The organism is Ralstonia sp. 25mfcol4.1 (assembly GCF_900104095.1).
Taxonomy (GTDB): domain Bacteria; phylum Pseudomonadota; class Gammaproteobacteria; order Burkholderiales; family Burkholderiaceae; genus Cupriavidus.
On sequence record NZ_FNJO01000006.1, the window covers coordinates 127,965 to 146,180 of the forward strand.

13 protein-coding genes are annotated in these 18,216 nt (G+C 67.4%); 8 read left to right on the forward strand and 5 right to left on the reverse strand.

Annotation, left to right across the window (positions count from 1 at the left end):
- Nucleotides 1-52: 52 nt before the first annotated feature.
- From glgB to BLQ58_RS12770, 4 genes are all read right to left on the reverse strand, one after another.
- Nucleotides 53-2,326 (reverse strand): 1,4-alpha-glucan branching protein GlgB, encoded by a 2,274-nt coding sequence (glgB, locus tag BLQ58_RS12755; protein WP_092598373.1) that lies wholly within the window; start codon nt 2,324-2,326, stop codon nt 53-55.
- Complete coding sequence (gene treS / locus BLQ58_RS12760; RefSeq protein WP_092598376.1) at nt 2,313-5,714, reverse strand: maltose alpha-D-glucosyltransferase; 3,402 nt, start codon at nt 5,712-5,714, stop codon at nt 2,313-2,315. The genes glgB and treS overlap by 14 nt, the downstream gene beginning before the upstream one ends.
- Nucleotides 5,711-9,031: an alpha-1,4-glucan--maltose-1-phosphate maltosyltransferase gene (locus BLQ58_RS12765; protein ID WP_092598379.1), complete on the reverse strand. Its 3,321-nt coding sequence runs from the start codon at nt 9,029-9,031 to the stop codon at nt 5,711-5,713. The genes treS and BLQ58_RS12765 overlap by 4 nt, the downstream gene beginning before the upstream one ends.
- A gap of 338 nt (nt 9,032-9,369) precedes the next feature.
- A complete protein-coding gene (locus tag BLQ58_RS12770; RefSeq protein WP_254775920.1) occupies nt 9,370-10,482 on the reverse strand; it encodes a sigma-54 interaction domain-containing protein in 1,113 nt (370 codons plus the stop codon).
- A 219-nt stretch (nt 10,483-10,701) separates the two neighbouring features.
- On the opposite strand from BLQ58_RS12770, the gene BLQ58_RS12775 reads away from it, so the two are divergent.
- The 5 genes from BLQ58_RS12775 to BLQ58_RS12795 all read left to right on the forward strand — a co-directional run bounded on the left by BLQ58_RS12775 (nt 10,702) and on the right by BLQ58_RS12795 (nt 14,858).
- Complete coding sequence (locus tag BLQ58_RS12775) at nt 10,702-12,105, forward strand: sigma-54-dependent transcriptional regulator (protein WP_092598386.1); 1,404 nt, start codon at nt 10,702-10,704, stop codon at nt 12,103-12,105.
- A 131-nt stretch (nt 12,106-12,236) separates the two neighbouring features.
- Nucleotides 12,237-13,064, forward strand: coding sequence for a sensor histidine kinase (locus BLQ58_RS12780; protein WP_254775921.1), 828 nt, complete (start codon nt 12,237-12,239; stop codon nt 13,062-13,064).
- A 209-nt stretch (nt 13,065-13,273) separates the two neighbouring features.
- Nucleotides 13,274-13,606 carry a hypothetical protein gene (locus BLQ58_RS12785; RefSeq protein ID WP_092598389.1) on the forward strand — a complete coding sequence of 111 codons (333 nt, stop codon included), beginning with the start codon at nt 13,274-13,276 and terminating at the stop codon, nt 13,604-13,606.
- Nucleotides 13,607-13,715: 109 nt separating this feature from the next.
- Nucleotides 13,716-14,285 (forward strand): hypothetical protein, encoded by a 570-nt coding sequence (locus BLQ58_RS12790; protein ID WP_092598392.1) that lies wholly within the window; start codon nt 13,716-13,718, stop codon nt 14,283-14,285.
- Nucleotides 14,286-14,393: 108 nt separating this feature from the next.
- Nucleotides 14,394-14,858, forward strand: a complete 465-nt coding sequence (locus BLQ58_RS12795; RefSeq protein ID WP_092598395.1) for a PRC-barrel domain-containing protein — start codon at nt 14,394-14,396, stop codon at nt 14,856-14,858.
- Nucleotides 14,859-14,943: 85 nt separating this feature from the next.
- On the opposite strand, the gene BLQ58_RS12800 is transcribed toward BLQ58_RS12795, so the two are convergent.
- Nucleotides 14,944-15,297: a BON domain-containing protein gene (locus tag BLQ58_RS12800; RefSeq protein ID WP_092598755.1), complete on the reverse strand. Its 354-nt coding sequence runs from the start codon at nt 15,295-15,297 to the stop codon at nt 14,944-14,946.
- A gap of 229 nt (nt 15,298-15,526) precedes the next feature.
- On the opposite strand from BLQ58_RS12800, the gene BLQ58_RS12805 reads away from it, so the two are divergent.
- The 3 genes from BLQ58_RS12805 (at nt 15,527) to BLQ58_RS12815 (ending at nt 18,212) form a co-directional block, all read left to right on the forward strand.
- Nucleotides 15,527-16,036, forward strand: a complete 510-nt coding sequence (locus tag BLQ58_RS12805) for a low affinity iron permease family protein (RefSeq protein ID WP_092598398.1) — start codon at nt 15,527-15,529, stop codon at nt 16,034-16,036.
- Between the two features lie 66 nt (nt 16,037-16,102).
- Nucleotides 16,103-17,293, forward strand: coding sequence for a DUF3182 family protein (locus tag BLQ58_RS12810; protein WP_254775922.1), 1,191 nt, complete (start codon nt 16,103-16,105; stop codon nt 17,291-17,293).
- Nucleotides 17,280-18,212 (forward strand): alpha/beta hydrolase family protein, encoded by a 933-nt coding sequence (locus BLQ58_RS12815; protein WP_092598401.1) that lies wholly within the window; start codon nt 17,280-17,282, stop codon nt 18,210-18,212. Before BLQ58_RS12810 ends, BLQ58_RS12815 begins: the two co-directional genes overlap by 14 nt.
- Nucleotides 18,213-18,216: the final 4 nt, after the last annotated feature.

Below are 18,216 nucleotides of genomic sequence, written 5' to 3' on the forward strand. Positions count from 1 at the left end.
GGTTGTCGTTTGTCTTGATGGCTCGCCGCGCGGGCGGCGCGCGCTTCGGATGTCAGCCCGCATGGGCCGGCGCATATCGCAGAATCAGCGTGGCCAGTGGCGGCAGGGTCAGCGAGAACGACGCGGGCTGGCCGTGCGATGGGGTTGCGTCCGCCTGCACGTGCCCGCCGTTGCCCAGGTTGCTGCCGCCGTAGATTTCAGCGTCGGTGTTCAGGCATTCCTCCCATGTCCCGGCGAAGGGCACGCCCAGGCGATAGCCGTGGCGCGGCACCGGCGTCATGTTGACGACGGCCAGCACCACGTCTTGGCTGTCGGGCGCGGCGCGCCGCAGGTACGCGAACACGCTGTTCTGGTGGTCGTCGCCGACGATCCACTGGAAGCCTTCGGGCCGATGGTCCATCGCGTGCAGCGCCGGCAAGTCGCGGTACAGGCGATTCAGGTCGCGCACCAGCGAATGCACGCCGCGATGCGCGGGCTGGTCGAGCAGCGCCCAGTCCAGTTCCTCGTCATGGTTCCATTCGCGCCACTGCGCGAACTCGCCACCCATGAACAGCAGCTTCTTGCCTGGGTGCGTCCACATGAAGCCGTAGTACGCGCGCAGGTTGGCAAAGCGCTGCCAGTCGTCGCCGGGCGCCTTGCCGATCATCGACCCCTTGCCGTGCACCACCTCGTCGTGGGACAGCGGCAGCACGAACGCCTCCGACCACGCGTAGACCATGCCGAACGTCATGTCGCCGTGGTGCCAGGGGCGGTGGATGGGCTCGTGGCCCAGGTAGCGCAGCGTGTCGTGCATCCAGCCCATGTTCCACTTGAAGTTGAAGCCCAGTCCGCCCGATTCCACGCTGGCCGTGACCCCGGGCCATGCGGTCGATTCCTCGGCGATGGTCAGCGCGCCGGGACAACGTTCGTGCACCACGGTGTTCATCTCGCGCAGGAAGGCCACCGATTCCAGGTTCTCGCGGCCGCCGAAACGGTTCGGCACCCATTGGCCCGACTTGCGGCTGTAGTCGCGATAGAGCATCGACGCCACCGCATCCACGCGCAGCGCGTCGGCATGGAAGTGTTCGACCCAGTGGACGGCGTTGGCCAGCAGGAAGCCGCGCACTTCGTTGCGGCCCAGGTTGTAGATCAGCGTGTTCCAGTCCTGGTGATAGCCCTCGCGCGGATCCTGGTGTTCATACAGCGCGGTGCCGTCGAACATTGCCAGCCCGTGCGGGTCGGTCGGAAAGTGCGCCGGCACCCAGTCCAGGATCACGCCGATGCCGGCCTGGTGGCAGCGATCCACGAATGATGCGAACTGTTCGGGCGAGCCCAGGCGCGCCGTGGGAGCGAACAGCGACAGCGGCTGGTAGCCCCACGATCCTCCGAACGGGTGTTCGGTGATGGGCAGCAGTTCGATATGCGTAAAGCCGAGGTCGCGCACATAAGGCACCAGACGCTCGGCCAGGATTTCCCAGCCGCGGCCGCTGTCGTTGGCCGCGCGCTGCCAGGACAGCACGTGCAGTTCGTAGACCGACATCGGGGCGGCATAGGGGTCGATGCTGGCGCGCTGCTCCATCCACGCCGCGTCGTTCCACCGGAACGGCGGCGCGGCATGCCCGGCGCACGCCACCACCGATGCGGTGGCCGGTGGCAATTCGGTGGCTTGTGCCACCGGATCGGCCTTGTCCGGCAGCACTTCGCCGTGCGGGCCGGTCATGTCGTACTTGTATCGGCTGCCCGGCCCGATGCCCATGCCCTGCGGCACGAACAGTTCCCAGACACCCGCGCCATGGCGCAGGCGCATGGGGTGCCGCGCCGCGTTCCAGCCATTGAAGTCGCCGATCACGGACACGCGCCGCGCATTCGGCGCCCATACGGCAAACCGGACCCCCGGCTCACCGTCGATCGTCAGGCATTGCGCGCCCAGGCATTTGCCCAGCTCCAGGTGACGGCCCTCGTTGAACAGGTGCAGGTCGAGATCGCCCAACAGCAGCCCGAACGCATACGGGTCCGCGCCGAACTGCTCGCTGCCGTCCGGCCAGCGGATGCGCAGGCGGTAATCGGGGGCGGTCGCCTGCCGATCTTCGAAGCCCGGCAGGCGGCCAGCAAACACGCCGTCCGCGTGCAGCAGCGTCATGTCGGCCAGGAATTCGCCATCGGCGCTGGTCAACTGGATGGCGGCTGCGCCGGGCACGATGGCGCGGACCACCGTGCCGTGCTCGTCGCGATGCGGGCCGAGTACGCCGAACGGATCTGCCAGGCGCGCCTCGCGCAACGCGTCGATGACCGGGCCCGGCAGTGTCGGGGCCGCCGATTCGAGCGTGGCGGCATCATTCCTGGCCATGGTCTTCTCCCAGGAGCTTGCGGACCAGGCGCGCCAGACCGCTGGTCGGCAGGTCGATCCAGGCCACGCGGTTGGCCGCCTCGTAACCCACTTCATAAGCCGCACGCTCCAGCAGGAACAGGTGCAGCAGCGGCTGCAACTGGCCCGCCGCGGCCCAGGGCTGGGGCGCGGCCGTCATGGCCTGCTGGTAGCAGTGCAGGAACGCGTCGCCGGCGGTGTTGCGGAAGCGGTCCAGCAACGCGGCCCGGCGTTCGGCCTGTGCCGGCGGCAGGGCGGCGTGCGTGCGCTCCTGGCGGTCGGTGCCGACCGTGGCGGCGGCGTAGTCGATGGACCGCAACAGTCCGGCCACATCGCGCAACGGCGATGTCTTGCGCCGGCGGAAAGCCAGCGGCTGGCGCGGCTCGCCTTCGAAGTCCACCAGATACGTGTCGTTCTGGGCGATCAGCACCTGGCCCAGGTGGAAGTCGCCGTGAATGCGGGTCTGCAGGCTGTCGGGCGCGGCGGCGGCCAGGCGCGACACCAGATGCGGCAGCTTGTTGCGCGCGGCCAGCAGTGTGTCGATGTCTTCGGCAAACGCGCCCGTGGCACTGGCACGGCGCGCTTCGAGCAGGCCCAGTGCCTCTTCCAGCGAGCGCAGTGCTTCGTCTGCCCAGTCCGTGGCCTGCGCTTCGGTGGCGGCTACCGGCGCGAACGCGTCTTCGTCGGTCGGCTGCGCCAGTACCGCATGCAGTTCGGCCAGGCGCCTGCCCAGCGTGCCGACCATGGTGGCGTAGCCGGCCATGGCTTCGCCGAACTCGTCCTCGTTGCCGGTTTCGGCGGCTGGCAGGGCATCGTCGATGGACCGGCCCAGGTAGTCCAGGGTCCAGTCCCAACCGTCGCCCTGGTTGAGGATGTAGCCCTGCAGCAGCATCAGCGTGTGCGGCGTGCCATCGGCGCCCGTGCGCACGACTTCGCCCAGCAGCGGTGCCGAATGTGTGTAGCCATGGCTGGTCAGGTAGCGTGTCATCTCGGCTTCGGGGTGGATGCCGCCGGCCACGCGCCGCACCAGCTTCAGTACCCCGGTGTTGCCGAACGCCAGTGAACTGTTCGATTGTTCGGCCGACATCCACTGCACTGGCTCGTCTTCGAGCGGGGCCTCGGAGAGTCCCGGTTCGGCCAGGTAGCGGATGGTGCCGTGCGGGGTTTCGGCGCTGACGTTGTCCCGCAGCGACTGCACCACGGCGCGGGCGTAGGATTCGACCACGAAGCCGTCGGTGGCCACGCCGACGCGGGCGCCACGCCGGATGCGGGCCATCGACAAGCCAGTCATCAGCTGCGACATGCCGTCGGTATTCTCGCGGTCCCACAGCAGAGCCACCGGCAACTGGTAGCACTCGGTGCGGCCCGGCAGCGTTACTTCGACCTCGCAGTGCCAGACTTCTTCGCTGTTGCCCACGCGTGCCACCGGCCACGCATAGGCCACGGTCACGCGCTCGATGCGCTCGCCCTTGGACGCGAACCAGCGGCGGCGCGCCAGGTAGTTCGGCAGGACCTCGGTGGTCAGCACGCGGCGCGCCGCGTCGGTCAGTTCGGAACGTCCGCCCAGGTTCTGTAGCACCAGTGTGACCTGATCCACCATCTGCTCCGGAGCGTTGACGTGCCAGGACGGCGGCTGCGCGTCCTCGCTCAGCACGAACCAGTAGAAGCCATACGGCGGCAGCGTCAGCAGGTAAGTCAGCTGGCCGATGGCGGGGAAGGGCGTGGCGCCGAGCATTTCGACGGGCACGCGGCCATTGAACTGCGACAGGTCGAGTTCCACGGCCTGCGGTGCACGCGACAGGTTGGCCACGCACAGGATGTGCTCGCCGTCGTACTCGCGCAGGTACGCCAGGATCTTGCGATTGCCCGGAAACAGAAAGCGCAGCGTACCCCGGCCAAAGGCGCGGTGCTGACGGCGCAGCGCCAGCATGCGGCGCATCCAGTTCAGCAGCGAATGCGGGTCGCGCGTCTGCGCTTCGACATTGACGGCCTCATAGCCGTACAACGGGCCTTGCAGGGGCGGCAGCACGAGGCGCTCGGGGTCGGCGTGCGAAAAGCCGCCGTTGCGGTCCGGCGACCACTGCATCGGCGTGCGCACGCCGTCGCGGTCGCCCAGATGGATGTTGTCGCCCATGCCGATTTCGTCACCGTAGTAGATCACGGGCGTGCCCGGCATCGAAAACAGCAGGCTGTTCATCAGTTCGATGCGGCGGCGGTCGCGTTCCATCAGCGGCGCCAGCCGGCGGCGGATGCCGAGGTTGATGCGGGCGCGGCGATCCGAAGCGTAGACCTCCCACAGGTAGTCGCGCTCGCTGCTGGTCACCATTTCCAGCGTCAGTTCGTCGTGGTTACGCAGGAAGATCGCCCACTGGCAGTTCGGCGGCACCTCGGGAGTCTGCCGCATGATGTCGGTGATCGGGAAGCGGTCCTCGCGCGCGATGGCCATGTACATGCGCGGCATCAGCGGGAAGTGGAACGACATGTGGCATTCGTCCCCCTGGATGCCGCCGTCCGGGCTGGCGGCGCCCGTGTTGTCGGCGGTGCCGCCGCCGCTGGCCCCGCCAAAATACTGCTGGGCGTCCTCGGGCCACATGTTGGCCTCGGCCAGCAGCATGCGGCCCGGATACCGTTCATCCAGATGGCGGCGGATCTTGCGAATCACCTCGTGGGTCTCGGGCAGGTTCTCGTTGCTGGTGCCCTCGCGCTCCACCAGGTAGGGCACCGCGTCAAGGCGCAGACCGTCGATGCCGATGTCGAGCCAGAAGCGCATGACCGACAGTACTTCGTTGAGCACCTGCGGATTGTCGAAGTTCAGATCCGGCTGATGCGAGTAGAAGCGGTGCCAGAAATAAGCGCCGGCCTCGGGATCCCAGCTCCAGTTGGACTTCTCGGTATCGCAGAAGATGATGCGGGTGCCGGCGTATTTCTGGTCGTTGTCGGACCACACGTAGTAGTTGCGGGCGGCGGACCCGGGCTTGGCGCGGCGCGCGCGCTGGAACCACGGGTGCTGGTCGGACGTGTGGTTGATGACAAGCTCGGTGATGACGCGCAGGCCCCGGGCGTGTGCAGCCGACACGAACCGCTTGGCCTCGGCCAGCGTGCCGTAGTCGGGGTGGACGTTGCGGTAGTCGGCAATATCGTAGCCGTCGTCCCGGCGCGGCGATGGGTAGAACGGCAGCAGCCAGACTGTGTCGACGCCCAGGCTGACCAGATAGTCCAGCTTCGCAAGCAGTCCGGCGAAATCGCCCACGCCGTCGCCATTGGCGTCATGGAACGACTTGATGTGCAGCTGGTAGATCACCGCGTCCTTGTACCAGAGCGGATCGGCGTTGAGCAATGCGGCGTTGGCGCCCTCGGAGAGTCGCTTCATGCCGTGTCTCCAGGTTGTTGTTGGGGCTTGACGTGCCAGAGCGAGAACGGCAGTTCATGCGGGTTCAGGCGGATGCGCTGGCGCTTGCCGTGCCACGTGAAGCGGGTGCCGAACATCTGGTCTTCGGCGTCCAGCGCGGCGTTGTCCGGCAGGCCCCATTCCCAGAGCGGCAGTTCGATGTCGGTCTCGCGCGCGGTGCGCGGGTCCAGGCTGATGGCGGCCAGCAGCACGTCTTCGCCGAATGCGCCGGCGTGTTCGGCCCCGGTGGGCACGAAGCGCGCAAAGTACAGCACGGCGTCGTCGCTGGCGTGATAGAAGCGCAGCCCCAGGTGGTTCTGCAGGGCCGGGTGATTCGCGCGGATCTGGTTCAGTCGCGCGATCTCGGCGACGATGTTGCCCGGCGCCTGCCAGTCGCGCACGCGCAGTTCATACTTCTCGGAGTCGAGGTATTCCTCGCGCTCCACGCCGTTCAGGATCAGCGGCGCGCTCTCGCAGACCTCGAAGCCGTTGTACATGCCCCAGAGCCCGGACAGCAGCGTGGCCAGCGCGGCGCGGATCAGGAACGCCGGGCGCCCGCCGTCGTGCAGGAAGAAGGGGTTGATATCGGGCGTGTTGACGAAGAAGTGCGGGCGGTAGAACTCGCGCAGCGGGCTTTGCGTCAGCTCGGTCATGTACTCGATCAGCTCGGCCTTGGTGTTGCGCCAGATGAAGTACGTGTATGACTGCGAAAAGCCCAGCTTGGCCAGCCGCGCCATCATCTTGGGCCGCGTGAAGGCCTCGGCCAGGAACAGCGTGTCCGGATGCCTGGCACGCACGTCCGCGATCATCCATTCCCAGAACGGCAGCGGCTTGGTGTGCGGATTGTCCACACGGAAAATGCGCACGCCCTGATCGGCCCAGAACATCACCACGTCGCGCAGCGCCTTCCAGAGTTGTTCGCCGCCCGGTGGCGCTGCATAGAAATCGACGTTGACGATGTCCTCGTACTTCTTGGGCGGATTCTCGGCATAGCGCAGCGTGCCGTCCGGCCGATGGGAGAACCACTCGGGGTGCTCGCGCAGCCAGGGATGGTCAGGCGAACACTGGATGGCGAAGTCGAGCGCCAGTTCGATACCCAAGTCGGCGGCAGCCTTGCGCAGGCGCTGGAAGTCCTCCAGCGTGCCCAGTTGCGGATGGATGGCGTCGTGCCCGCCCTCGGCACTGCCAATGGCGTACGGGCTGCCCACGTCGCCGGGTTCGGCCTTCAGGCTGTTGTTCTTCCCCTTGCGGTGCGCCTGCCCGATGGGGTGGATCGGCGGAAAATACAACACGTCAAAGCCCATCGCACGAATGGCGGGCAGGCGGCGCATCACGTCGTCGAACGTGCCGTGGCGATTCACGTCGCCGCTCTCGGAGCGCGGGAACAGTTCGTACCAGCTGGCAAAGCGTCCGGCCAGGCGATCGGCCTCGACCGGCATCGTGGTTGGATAGCGGCTGGCGAACGGACGACCCGCCGGGGTTTCCATCGCCGCCCGCATGGCGGCCTCGGTACGCGGCGAGAGCAGGATTTCCAGGCGCAGGGCGTCATCGGCCGCGGCCGACAGGTCGGCCCGGATGGCGCCGGCATCGGCAATGGCGCTGGCTTCCGGCGTGCCCAGCGTGGCAGCCACCAGACGCGCGCCTTCCTCGATTTCCAGCTTGATATTGACGCCGGCCTTGCGCTTCTTGCCGACTTCGTCCAGCCAGCTGGCGAAGGTGTCGCGCCAGGCCTCGACCGTGAATTCATGACGGCCCATGGCCACCATCGGGAAGCTGCCGCGCCAGCGGTCGTTGACGATGTGGACCATCGGCGCCGCGTGCCATGCCTGTTCGCCGGGACCCCGCCACAGCACCACGGCGGCCAGCTTGTCGTGACCGTCCATCCAGATATCGGCGCTGACTTCCACGCGTTCGCCCACCGTGCGGCGCACGGCAAAGCGGCCGTTGTCGGTGGAGGGCGACAGGTTCTCGATAGCCACGCGCGGCGCTTCCATGGCGGCGGCCAGCGCACGGTCGGCTTCCCGGTCCGCGGATTTGCGCGTACCGTTGCGCGCGTCCTTGCGTCCGGTGGTCGCGATCACGGGCGCCGGCACTGCCTCGAACAGGCGAATATCGGCGGGCGGCAGCGTGATCGTGCTGCATGGGCTCAGGTTGTCGAGACCGTCTTCCAGCGTGCCACCGGGGCCGCCGTCCACGGGTGTCAAGGTGGCCGACGGCTGCGGCAGGCCGCTCAGCACCCGATCGACGCCAAACGACGCGGGCTTCACGGGGCAGGGGTTCAGCACCACGGTCAGCGCCGGCTCGCCGGCGGCGCCGTTGGCCAGGTGGCGCGGCACGCGTGCCAGCACCGTCAACGGGGCATCGGGCCCGCTGACCTGTCGCACCGCCACAGCGGGCTGGTCATCGCGGGCGGCCAGCCAGGCGTTGGCCTGCATCAGTTCATGCGTCAGGTCGTAGGGCGCGTCGACGATATCGTCCGGATGGCCATCGGCCTGTGCACCGGGCGATGTGTCGAGCGCGCCATGCGCGGCAGCGGCGCCGGTCTCGTAACCGGCAGGCACCATCCATCCATCGCCGATGGCGGCGGCCGTCCACAACGCCCGCCGGGCTGCCAAAACGTCAACGCCGTCAGGGGCCAGCGCGGGCGCGGCCAGCACCCGTCCAAAGCGCCGCAGGCGCGCGATTTCCTCTGTCAGCCAGGCGCTGCGATAGTCCCACCACGGCAGCGACGAGAACGCGCCGTCGAACGGCGCGGCTGCCAGGTCATCAAGTTGCTGCGGCGTGCTGCCGGGAGTCCAGGCCAGGAAAATCGGTTTGCCGCCATTGCCAGGCAGGTTGTTGCGTTGCAGCGACTCGATCAGTTCGGCCCAGTGCCGTCCCGCCACCCGCGATGGTGCCCTGCAGCAGAAGCCCGCGGCGCCTGCGGCCACGGCATCGGCCAGCTGGGCATTCCACCAGGCCAGCAACTGCCCAGCCGTGGCGTCATCGAACCAGCGCACGCGAACGCCGGGCAGATGGTTGTCGGTGGCATCGGGGCTGCCGGCGGGGCGGGCATGATCGACCCAGCCGTCATGCATGGCCGCTGCGTCGCCGGGAAGGCGGTCCAGCGCAAGATCCAGCAGCGGCGCCAGGCCGTGCTTGCGGCACGCTTCAAAGGCCGCTTTCAGCACGTCGGGGCGGGAGTGGGAGGCTGACCAGCCGGCCAGCAGGATATGGTCGAATCCGAGCCTGGCAGCGCGCACCAGTGCGTCGTCGTCCAGTGCCCGCGATTCCGTCAGGTTGATTTGGCAAATGCGCACGTCACGTCCTCTGGCCGTGGGCGCCCGTAGGTCAGGCGGGCGCGCGTCATGTCAATTCCATAAGGACATGCAGAGGACGTGCCAGGCGGACGGCGGGCGCCGCCATTGCGCTGGAAGTGCGGTGCAGCAAGGGATGGCGCGGAGGGCCGCCAACGCCGCTGCCGAGTCAGCGATGTAAGAAATACAGGGTCAAAACGTCGGGCACGCAGGAATGCCCTGATGGGACTGCTGCATTCCGGACACCCGAAGGGGGGCGCCGAGGCAGGCAAGTGGATGCGGCCGACGCGCAACGCGGCCAGCGGGAGAAACGCGGAAAGGCTGGAAGAAAAGCCGGGCGATCAGCCCGCCCGATACACGTCGAGGCGGTTGTACAGTGTCTTGAGGCTGATGCCCAGCGCCTTGGCGGCCTGGCGCTTGTCGCCATCGTACTTGGCCAGCGTGGCCAGGATGATCTCGCGCTGGGTGTCGGCCAGCGTGGTACCCACGCGCACGCTGACCACCCCATCCACGGTGGTGGGGCGGGGCGGCTGGCTGGCCAGGCCCGGATTGCCGATCTCGACCTGACGGTCGGCGAGGATGTAGGCGCGGTAGATGGAGTTCTTCAGCTCGCGCACATTGCCGGGCCAGTCGTAGCGCACCAGCCGTTCCAGCGAGCCGGGCGAGAAAGACTTTTCCGTCTGTTCCATCGCGTTGAACTCGTCCAGGAAGTGGCGTGCCAGCGGGATGATGTCCTCGGGCCGCTCGCGCAGCGGAGGAATATGCAGCGGAAACACCGCCAGCCGGTACAACAGATCCTCGCGCAACTGGCCCCCGCGCACCGCGTCCATGGGGTCGCGGTTGGTGGCGGCCAGGATGCGCACGTCGCTGATCATCGGCGCATCGCCGCCCACGCGATGGAACGAGCGGCTTTCCAGCACGCGCAGCAGCTTGATCTGCATCTCCAGCGGCATTTCGGTAACTTCGTCCAGGAACAGCGTGCCGGCCTGGGCCTGCTCGAAATAGCCGGCCTTCTGTTCCAGCGCGCCGGTGAAACCGCCTTTCTCGTGGCCGAATAGCTCCGATTCGATCAGCGTGGGTGCGATGGCGCCGCAGTTGACCGCCACGAACGGGCCGGACCGGCGGCTGCTGCGTTCATGCACCGCGCGCGCCACCACCTCCTTGCCGCTGCCGCTTTCCCCGACGGCAAGCATCGTGACGTCGGTGGCCGCCACACGATTCAACTGACCGATCAGCCGTTGCATGGCTGGCGAGGTACTTTCCCACAGCAGCGAAACCTGCGCGGGTGCGGCGCGGCGTCCCGCCGGGCGCGGCGGCGCGGCGGGACGGCCGGAAGGGAGCGTGGCGGTGGTTGACACGGGCGTGGCCAGATCGGGGCCTGCGGTCCGGCGCGTGAAACGCTGAGAGCGGCCGGTGCGCGCAGGCGCGTCGCAATGGTGGAAGATGTCTATCATGCTATCTGTTCACGCGCCGGGTGGCTACAGCCCGAAACGCTGTTGCGGCATGGTCCCACAGGCGTGTCAGACGGACACCGGCATAACGGCCAGGGGACTGTCGTTACACTTCAGCCTATTCTTGGGCGTGTGCCGTCCGCATTCGCCCTGGCCAACCAGCCGCCACCTGCAGGTCCATGACAAACAGACGCCGGTCATACGACGCCACCCGACTTTCCTATGCCACATATCCTGATCGTTGACGACGACGAAAACGCCTGTGCGGCCCTGGCGGAGATTGTCGCGATCGAAGGTTTTTCCTCGGCCAGTGCCAACAGCCTGCGCGAAGCGCGCCTGCAAATCGGCTGGCGCATGCCCGATGCCATCCTGGCCGACCTGCGGTTGCCAGACGGCAACGGCATGGAGCTGTTCGACGAAGTCGGCTCCGCCGGGGTGGAGGTGATCCTGACCACAGGCTATGCCAGCGTGGAATCGGCTGTCGAGGCGCTGCGCCTGGGCGCCACCGACTACCTGGTCAAGCCGATCAACGTCACGCGGCTGCAGACGGTACTCAAGCGCATTGCCACCACCAGCGAACTCCGGGCCGAAGTGCATTCGCTGCGCGGCGAACTGCGCCGCTACGGGCGCTTTGGCCGCCTGCTGGGCAGTTCGGAGGCCATGCAGACGGTCTACGATCAGCTCAGCAAGGTCGGGCCCACCGAGGCCACCGTGCTGCTGATCGGCGAAAGCGGCACGGGAAAGGAACTGGCCGCCCAGACCGTTCACGAGCTGTCCGCGCGCCGGCGCCAGCCGTTCCTGGCCGTCAACTGCGGGGCCATCTCGCCCACGCTGATCGAGACCGAGATGTTCGGCCACGAACGGGGCAGTTTCACGGGCGCGGACCGCCAGCACAAGGGCTACTTCGAGCGCGCCGACGGTGGCACGCTGTTCCTCGACGAAATCACCGAGATGCCGCTGGAGCTGCAGGTGAAACTGCTGCGCGTGCTGGAAACCGGCTCGTTCATGCGGGTGGGGACCAACCGCGAGACCCACGCCGACGTCCGCGTGCTGGCCGCCACCAACCGCAACCCCGAAGAAGCCGTGGCCGAAGGCAAGCTGCGCGCCGACCTGTATCACCGGCTCAATGTGTTCCCGATCGAACTGCCGCCGCTGCGCGCCCGTGGCGACGACGTGGTGCAGATCGCCAACACGATGCTGGAGCAACTGAACGCGGAGCAGGGTACGCAGCGCAGGTTTTCGGCCGCCGTGCTGGAAAGCCTGCGCATGCATTCGTGGCCCGGCAACGTGCGGGAGCTGCGCAATTTCGTGCAGCGCGCGTACATCATGGCCGACCAGGACGTCATCACCGAGGTCCAGATCCCGCTGCAGGTGGCGGCTGCGCCCAGCACCGGCACGGCCGTGGTGTCGGTGCCAGTTGGCATGTCGCTGGCCGAGGCCGACCGCCAGCTCATCTTTGCCACGCTGGAGCAATGTGCCGGTGTGAAGAAGCATGCAGCGGAAATTCTGGGCATCAGTTTGAAGACTTTGTACAACCGGCTGGAGGACTATGCAGCCAAGGGCGAGCTGCCGGAATGGCTGCGGGCATCACGTGGCGGCGACGCCAGCCCGCCTGCCGCCTCATGAGGCGTGTCGGGCAGGGCTGCGGGCGCATGCGCCGTGGCGCGCAAGACAGGCTGACGGTGTCAGTGCATGGTTCTTGCGTGGTGTGAAACCAGTGGCGGTTTCCGAAAAGATTGCCGATCCGATGGCTGAACATGACTGACGCTCCGCGCATTCCCTCCTCTGCCGTGCCGCCTTCGGCCGGTGGCGGTGCCCCAGACGACGCCCCGCCCGCCGTGCGCAGCATTGGCGAGGTGAGCGCGTTGATCGAGCAGGCCGCGCATGACCTGCGGTCGTCGCTCAATGCGATCCAGAGCTGGAGCTATGTGCTGGACCGCTCGATCGATTCGCTGGCGGCGCCGGCACAGCGTGCGCTGGATGGCATGCGGTCGGGCATGCAGCAGCAGCTGGTGCTGATCGAGGAAATGGAAGAAGGGGTGCGGCTGCTAGCCGACGATCGTGGCCCGTCGTGGGAAGAAACCGATCTGCGCGTGCTGGCGGGGCTGGCCATCGAGGACAAGCGTGCCGCCGCCGAGGCCCGTGGGGTCATCCTGGCGGCACTGGACGCCCAGGACCACGCGGAGGCCGGCTATACGGTGCCGGGCGACGCCCTGCGCATCGGACCGCTGCTCAGGCATCTGCTGGTCCACTGCATCTGGCGCGCTGCGGCAGGCGGATCGGTACGGGTGTATCTGAGCGCGGAACCCGACTTCGTCAAGTTCCGCATTACCGAAAGCCCGCCCGTGGAACGCTCGCGGGGCGAAGGCAGGCTTGCCGCGCTGAGCGACTTTTTCGGCCGCCGCGCGCCGGCCGGCGGCGGGCATTCGCCGCGCCAGAGTACCGCGCTGCTGCTGACCCGCCGTATGGTTGAGCTGCAAGGTGCCGCGCTGACCGCCGAAAACGAGAACTGTGGCGACACTGACAACGTCACGGTCTGCATTGCTGTGCGCTTTCCCCGCGTGACGGCCGCCCATCCGGCCTGAGCACTTTTTACCGGATGGCGCACAATCTGCAGCGCCGCCGCGAGCCGTTCTCTCACTTTTTCCGGCCGATTCCCGACATGACGCGCCGCTGTGCGCACCCTGTCACGGCTGTGCGCGCGGTTTGCGGCGCTGGCCCGGCGTTTGCATCGCTCAGGGACGGAGCCCCGCACACAGGGGACCCGAATTCGATTCCGAACAGGAGAGATGCCATGTCACACGCCCATGCTTCGAAGGGTTCGCAAAAGCCTTCGGCCAAGCCGTCGAACAAGCCGTCTACCCAGTCGGCGGACAAGGCCGGCGCCGGCAAATCCGACAAGTCAGGCAAGACCTACCAGGCCGCTGTGGATGAATCGCTGGACATGACCTTCCCGGCCAGTGATCCGATCTCGCCCGGGGCCGCCGAACACGCCGAGCGTCAGACCGCCACGCGCCGCGACGACGTGGACTGGAAGCTGAAGAAGGGCAGCGAACACCAGCCCGCCGGCGAAAAGGCCGCCGCACACCGCACCGGCGTCAGCGATCGCAGCGACAAGAAGCGTTGAATTCGGGCGGGGCACGAATCGCCGAGGGCGATTTCCTCGCCCGGCGCGTTCGCCATGTGATCGTTGCCCCACCCTCGCACTGCAACATACCTTTGAACGGAGCCTCAGGATGTCTACGATCATCGCAGGACGATTCGAAACGTTTGCCCGGGCCGAGACTGCTGCATCACGTTTGATGGCCAAGGGCGTCAGGCAGGACGATCTGACCATGTTCTATGTGAATCCGCCCGGTCAGCACGGCACTTTTCCGATAGGGGGTGACGAGGCCGTGGACGCCGGCGCGCGAGAGGCCGGCCCCGGCGCCGGGCGAGGCATCCTGATCGGTGCCGTGCTGGGTTTTGCGGTCGGGATCTGTCTGGTGGCGGCGGCCCGCGCCTGGTTCGGCGCGGCGTCGGTGCAGCCGTGGGTGCTGGTGCTGGTCATGGCGTTTGCCACCGGCGTGGGTGCCTATGCCGGCTCGCTGATGGGCGCGCTCGCCGGCACTGATCGGGGCGCAGGCCCGGTGCGGCACGCCGGCGTGCTGCTGGCCGCCCATGTCAGCGACGCCAATACGGCGCTGGTGGCCAGCGAATTGCGCCGTGGCGGCGCACGTGATGTCGAGCGCGCGGAAGGCCAGTGGCGCGATGGCCGCTGGGAGGACTTCGATCCGCTGGCTCCTCCGGTGCCGGCGGGGCGCTGACCTGTATCGGCCTGACATGTATGGCACGTATGGCGGATTGGCCACCGCCGGCGTCTTTTGACTTTGCAGTGATTTGCCGTTCAACTTCCACACCTGGAGGAACCGCTCATGAAGCCCATGGACCCGCAGACTCCGCCCGCCGGTACGCCGCCGCGCGGCGCGTCAATCATTGGTGACGTCGACCAGACCACGGCCGGATGCGGACCGTTCGTGATGGCGTCCGACACGCTCGAAGGCAACAAGGTGGTCGATCCGTCCGGCGAGGAAATCGGCACCATCGACCACATCATGCTCGACGTGCTCGGCGGCCGTATCGCCTACGCCGTTCTGGCGATGGGCGGCTTCCTGGGTATCGGGGAAAAGCTCCATGCGTTGCCATGGTCGGCGCTGACGCTGGACACGCGTCGCAAGTGCTTTGTGCTCGGAATTGAAAAGGAGCGCATCAAGGCAGCGCCGGGCTTCGACAAGGAGCATTGGCCCACCATGGCGAATTCGCAGTGGGCCACCAGCATCCACGAGTACTACGGCATTTCGCCATACTGGGAAAAGGACCGGTACGACCCGTGGGCCTGACCGGCCTGGGTTGAAGCCATTGCCGGCGCCTGGCCGGCTTGCGCGGCCCCGTTCCCCTCATCAGGGGGCGGGGCCGTATTCGTTGCTATACCTTGTGATTGATCTGGCCGGGTGGCTTTTCCGCCGGATCGGCGCGCATGCCCGTGGCCTGCGGCGGTTGCCCGGGGCTCTCGCGTGGCGGCGGAACGCGCGTCGTAAGCTGGTTAGACACGCCGAGGATGCCCGGCGGCGTCGAGGCGGCCTTTTCGATGCGCTGGGCGATATCGATGTCTTCGACCTGGCCGGTGATGGTCACGCGGCGTTCCACCACATGGACTGCCACGCCGTCCGGCATGTCGCCGCCGCAAAACTCCGCGATACAGGTGCCTACACGCTCGCGCAGCAGTTCGTCTTCGTCGTCGGGGCTGGTACGGCGGGGTGCTTCGCTTTCCGTTTGCATGATGGCGGTCCTTGTCTGGTAAGTGATGGTGCGCGGCGGTAACGCCGCGCCCGGATAGCCGGTGAGACGCAATCGCCATGCCCACCGGGGCACCCGGTCTCCGGATCGTTGCTTGTAAAAACGACATGTCACGGTGCCGGATGACATCCTTGTAGGACGCCACCGACTGAAACTGCGTTGGGGTGCTCCCTACAATGTAGACAGTCCTGCCTTGCCACGGGAGCGTTTCATGCAACATCAGCCCACGCAGCGCCGTCTGTTTCAACTGTTCGACCGCTTCGCCGGCGCCGCAACCCGCCAGGCGGGGTCGCCGGTGGCCTTCGCGCTTGCCGTCCTGGTCGTCCTGGCCTGGGCGGTTACCGGGCCGCTATTCGGCTATTCCGAAACCTGGCAGCTCGTGATCAACACGGGCACCACCATCGTGACCTTCCTGATGGTGTTCCTGATCCAGCAAAGCCAGAACAAGGATGCCATAGCGGTTCACCTGAAGCTCAACGAACTGCTGGCGTCGCACCGCGAGGCCAGCAACCACCTCGTGGCCATCGAGGACCTTGACGAGGAAGAACTGCGCCAGCTGGTGAAGTTCTACCGCCATCTGGCCGAACTGGCCGACGAGGAGGGCGATGTCAAGTGCAGCCATTCGATCGACGAAGCCCGGGTGAATCACGCCGAAAAGTCCCGCGTGCGGCATGCTCGCCGCAAGGAGGCTGATGACGCGCAGGCGCCAGCCACGGCGTAGCCCGCCAATACCCGTATCTGAAACGCTGAAACGACAACACGCGGCCTGGCCGCAGAGGAGCCCGACTTGGCAACCCCGACTCCCGATGCATCAGCGACTGCGGTGGCCATGGACGCCGCCCCGGAGCCCGATCCGCAGCAGTGCGACGTACGCGTGGTGGTGTACGGCCGCGCCGATTGCGATGATCCGGACAGTCACCAGGGCGCCACGCTCAAAGGCATTGCCCAACGGGTGGCGAGGCTGGCGGGCTTCACGTTTGCCGGCAGCTACGACGCGGCCACGCACCGCCCCGCGGACGGCAGGCTTTATTTCGTGCCGGCCGATACGTTGACCGGCGTCGACAGCGCCCGCCAGCTTGGCATCGCCGGGCTGGACGACCTGCTGGGCGGTGTGGTGCCCCACGCGTTCATCGCCACCAAGGCCATCTCGCACGGGCGGGTGGCGCCCGACGCTGCGGCCCCCGCAGGGTGGAGCGACACGTTTGCCGCACGCATCCAAGGGCACGTGCTGCCGGGCTTCACGGCATTCTCGCTCGATGACGCCAGGCGCGCCGCGCGGGGGATGCTTCGCGATGGCAAGGTCCGCGTCAAGGAGCCGTGCGGGATCGGCGGGCTCGGCCAGCAGGTGGTGGCGAACGAGGCGGAGCTGGACCGGGCGCTGCAGGCGCTGGACGCTGAGCGCGTGAAGCGCGAAGGGCTGGTGCTGGAGCGCAATCTCGACGACGTGATCACGTTCAGCGTGGGACAGATACAGATCGGCGACCTGTGCGCCAGCTACTGCGGCACGCAGGATCTGACGCCCGACAACACGGGCCGGAAGGTCTATGGCGGGTCCACGCTGAGCGTGGTGCGTGGCACGCTGGGAGATCTGCTGACGCATCCGCTCGAAGTGCACCTGCGCGACGCCGTGCAGGCCGCGATGGCCTATCACGCGGCGGCCATCGAATGCTTTCCCGGCTCGCTGATGTCGCGCTGCAACTACGACGTGGCGTTCGGTATCGACAACGGCCGGCGGCGGCTGGGCGTGCTGGAACAGTCGTGGCGCGTGGGCGGCGCCACGGGCGCGGAGCTGGCGGCGCTGGCCGCGTTCCGCGACGATCCGCAATGCATGCGCGCCACCGCGTGTACGCGCGAGATCTACGGCAAGGACGCACCCGTACCCGACGACGCGGACGTCTACTTTCAGGGAGAAGACCGCAGTGTCGGCGCACTGACCAAATACGCAAGACTGGAGTCAGCATCCGATGGCCACTCATGAAGAATCGATCCAGATCCATACCGAAGGGGGGATGATCGCGGGCACCGTGATCTCGCCCGCCACCAAGCTGCCCGGCGTGCTGTTCGTGCATGGCTGGGGCGGGAGCCAGCAGCAGTACCTGGCCCGCGCCCGGGAAGTGGCCGGGCTGGGCGCGGTCTGCATGACGTTCGACCTGACCGGCCACGCCGGCACGTCCTCGCAGTACGAGACGGTCAGCCGCATGCGCAACCTGGCTGACGTGCTGGCGGCCTACGACATGCTGGTGCGGCATCCCGAGGTGGACCGCAACGCCATTGCGGTGGTGGGCAGCAGCTACGGCGGCTATCTGGCCGCGGTGCTGTGCGAACTCAGGCCCGTGCGGTGGCTCGCGTTTCGTGCCCCGGCGCTATACATGGACGAAGGCTGGGAATCGCCCAAGCGGCAACTGCACCGCGACCAGGACCTCGTGGCATACCGGCGCAAGGTGGTGGCCGCCGACACCAATCGCGCGCTGCGCGCCTGCACCAACTTCAAGGGCGACGTGCTGGTGGTGGCATCGCAGCACGACAATATCGTGCCGCACACCGCGGTGCTGAGCTACGTGGATGCCTGTATCCAGGCCAGTTCGATCACATACCGCGTGCTCAAGGGCGCCGACCACGGACTGACCAGCGAGGACAGCCAGCGTGCCTATACCAAGCTGCTGCTGGGCTGGCTGCGCGAGATGGTGACGGAGGCCCGTACCGGGCCCGCTGTGGCTGCGCGGCCGTCCAAGGCATCGACCGCGCCAAAGACCCCGCATCAAGACGACGGCCTGGAGCCCGAGCGCAATGGCGACGGCGGCGAGGACAAGGCGCGCGAGGCGGTGCTGGCCGGCGACGACGAGAACGATCCCCAGGTCATTGCCGCGCAGCCGCCGGGCGGGCGCGGCGCGGCGTAGCGCG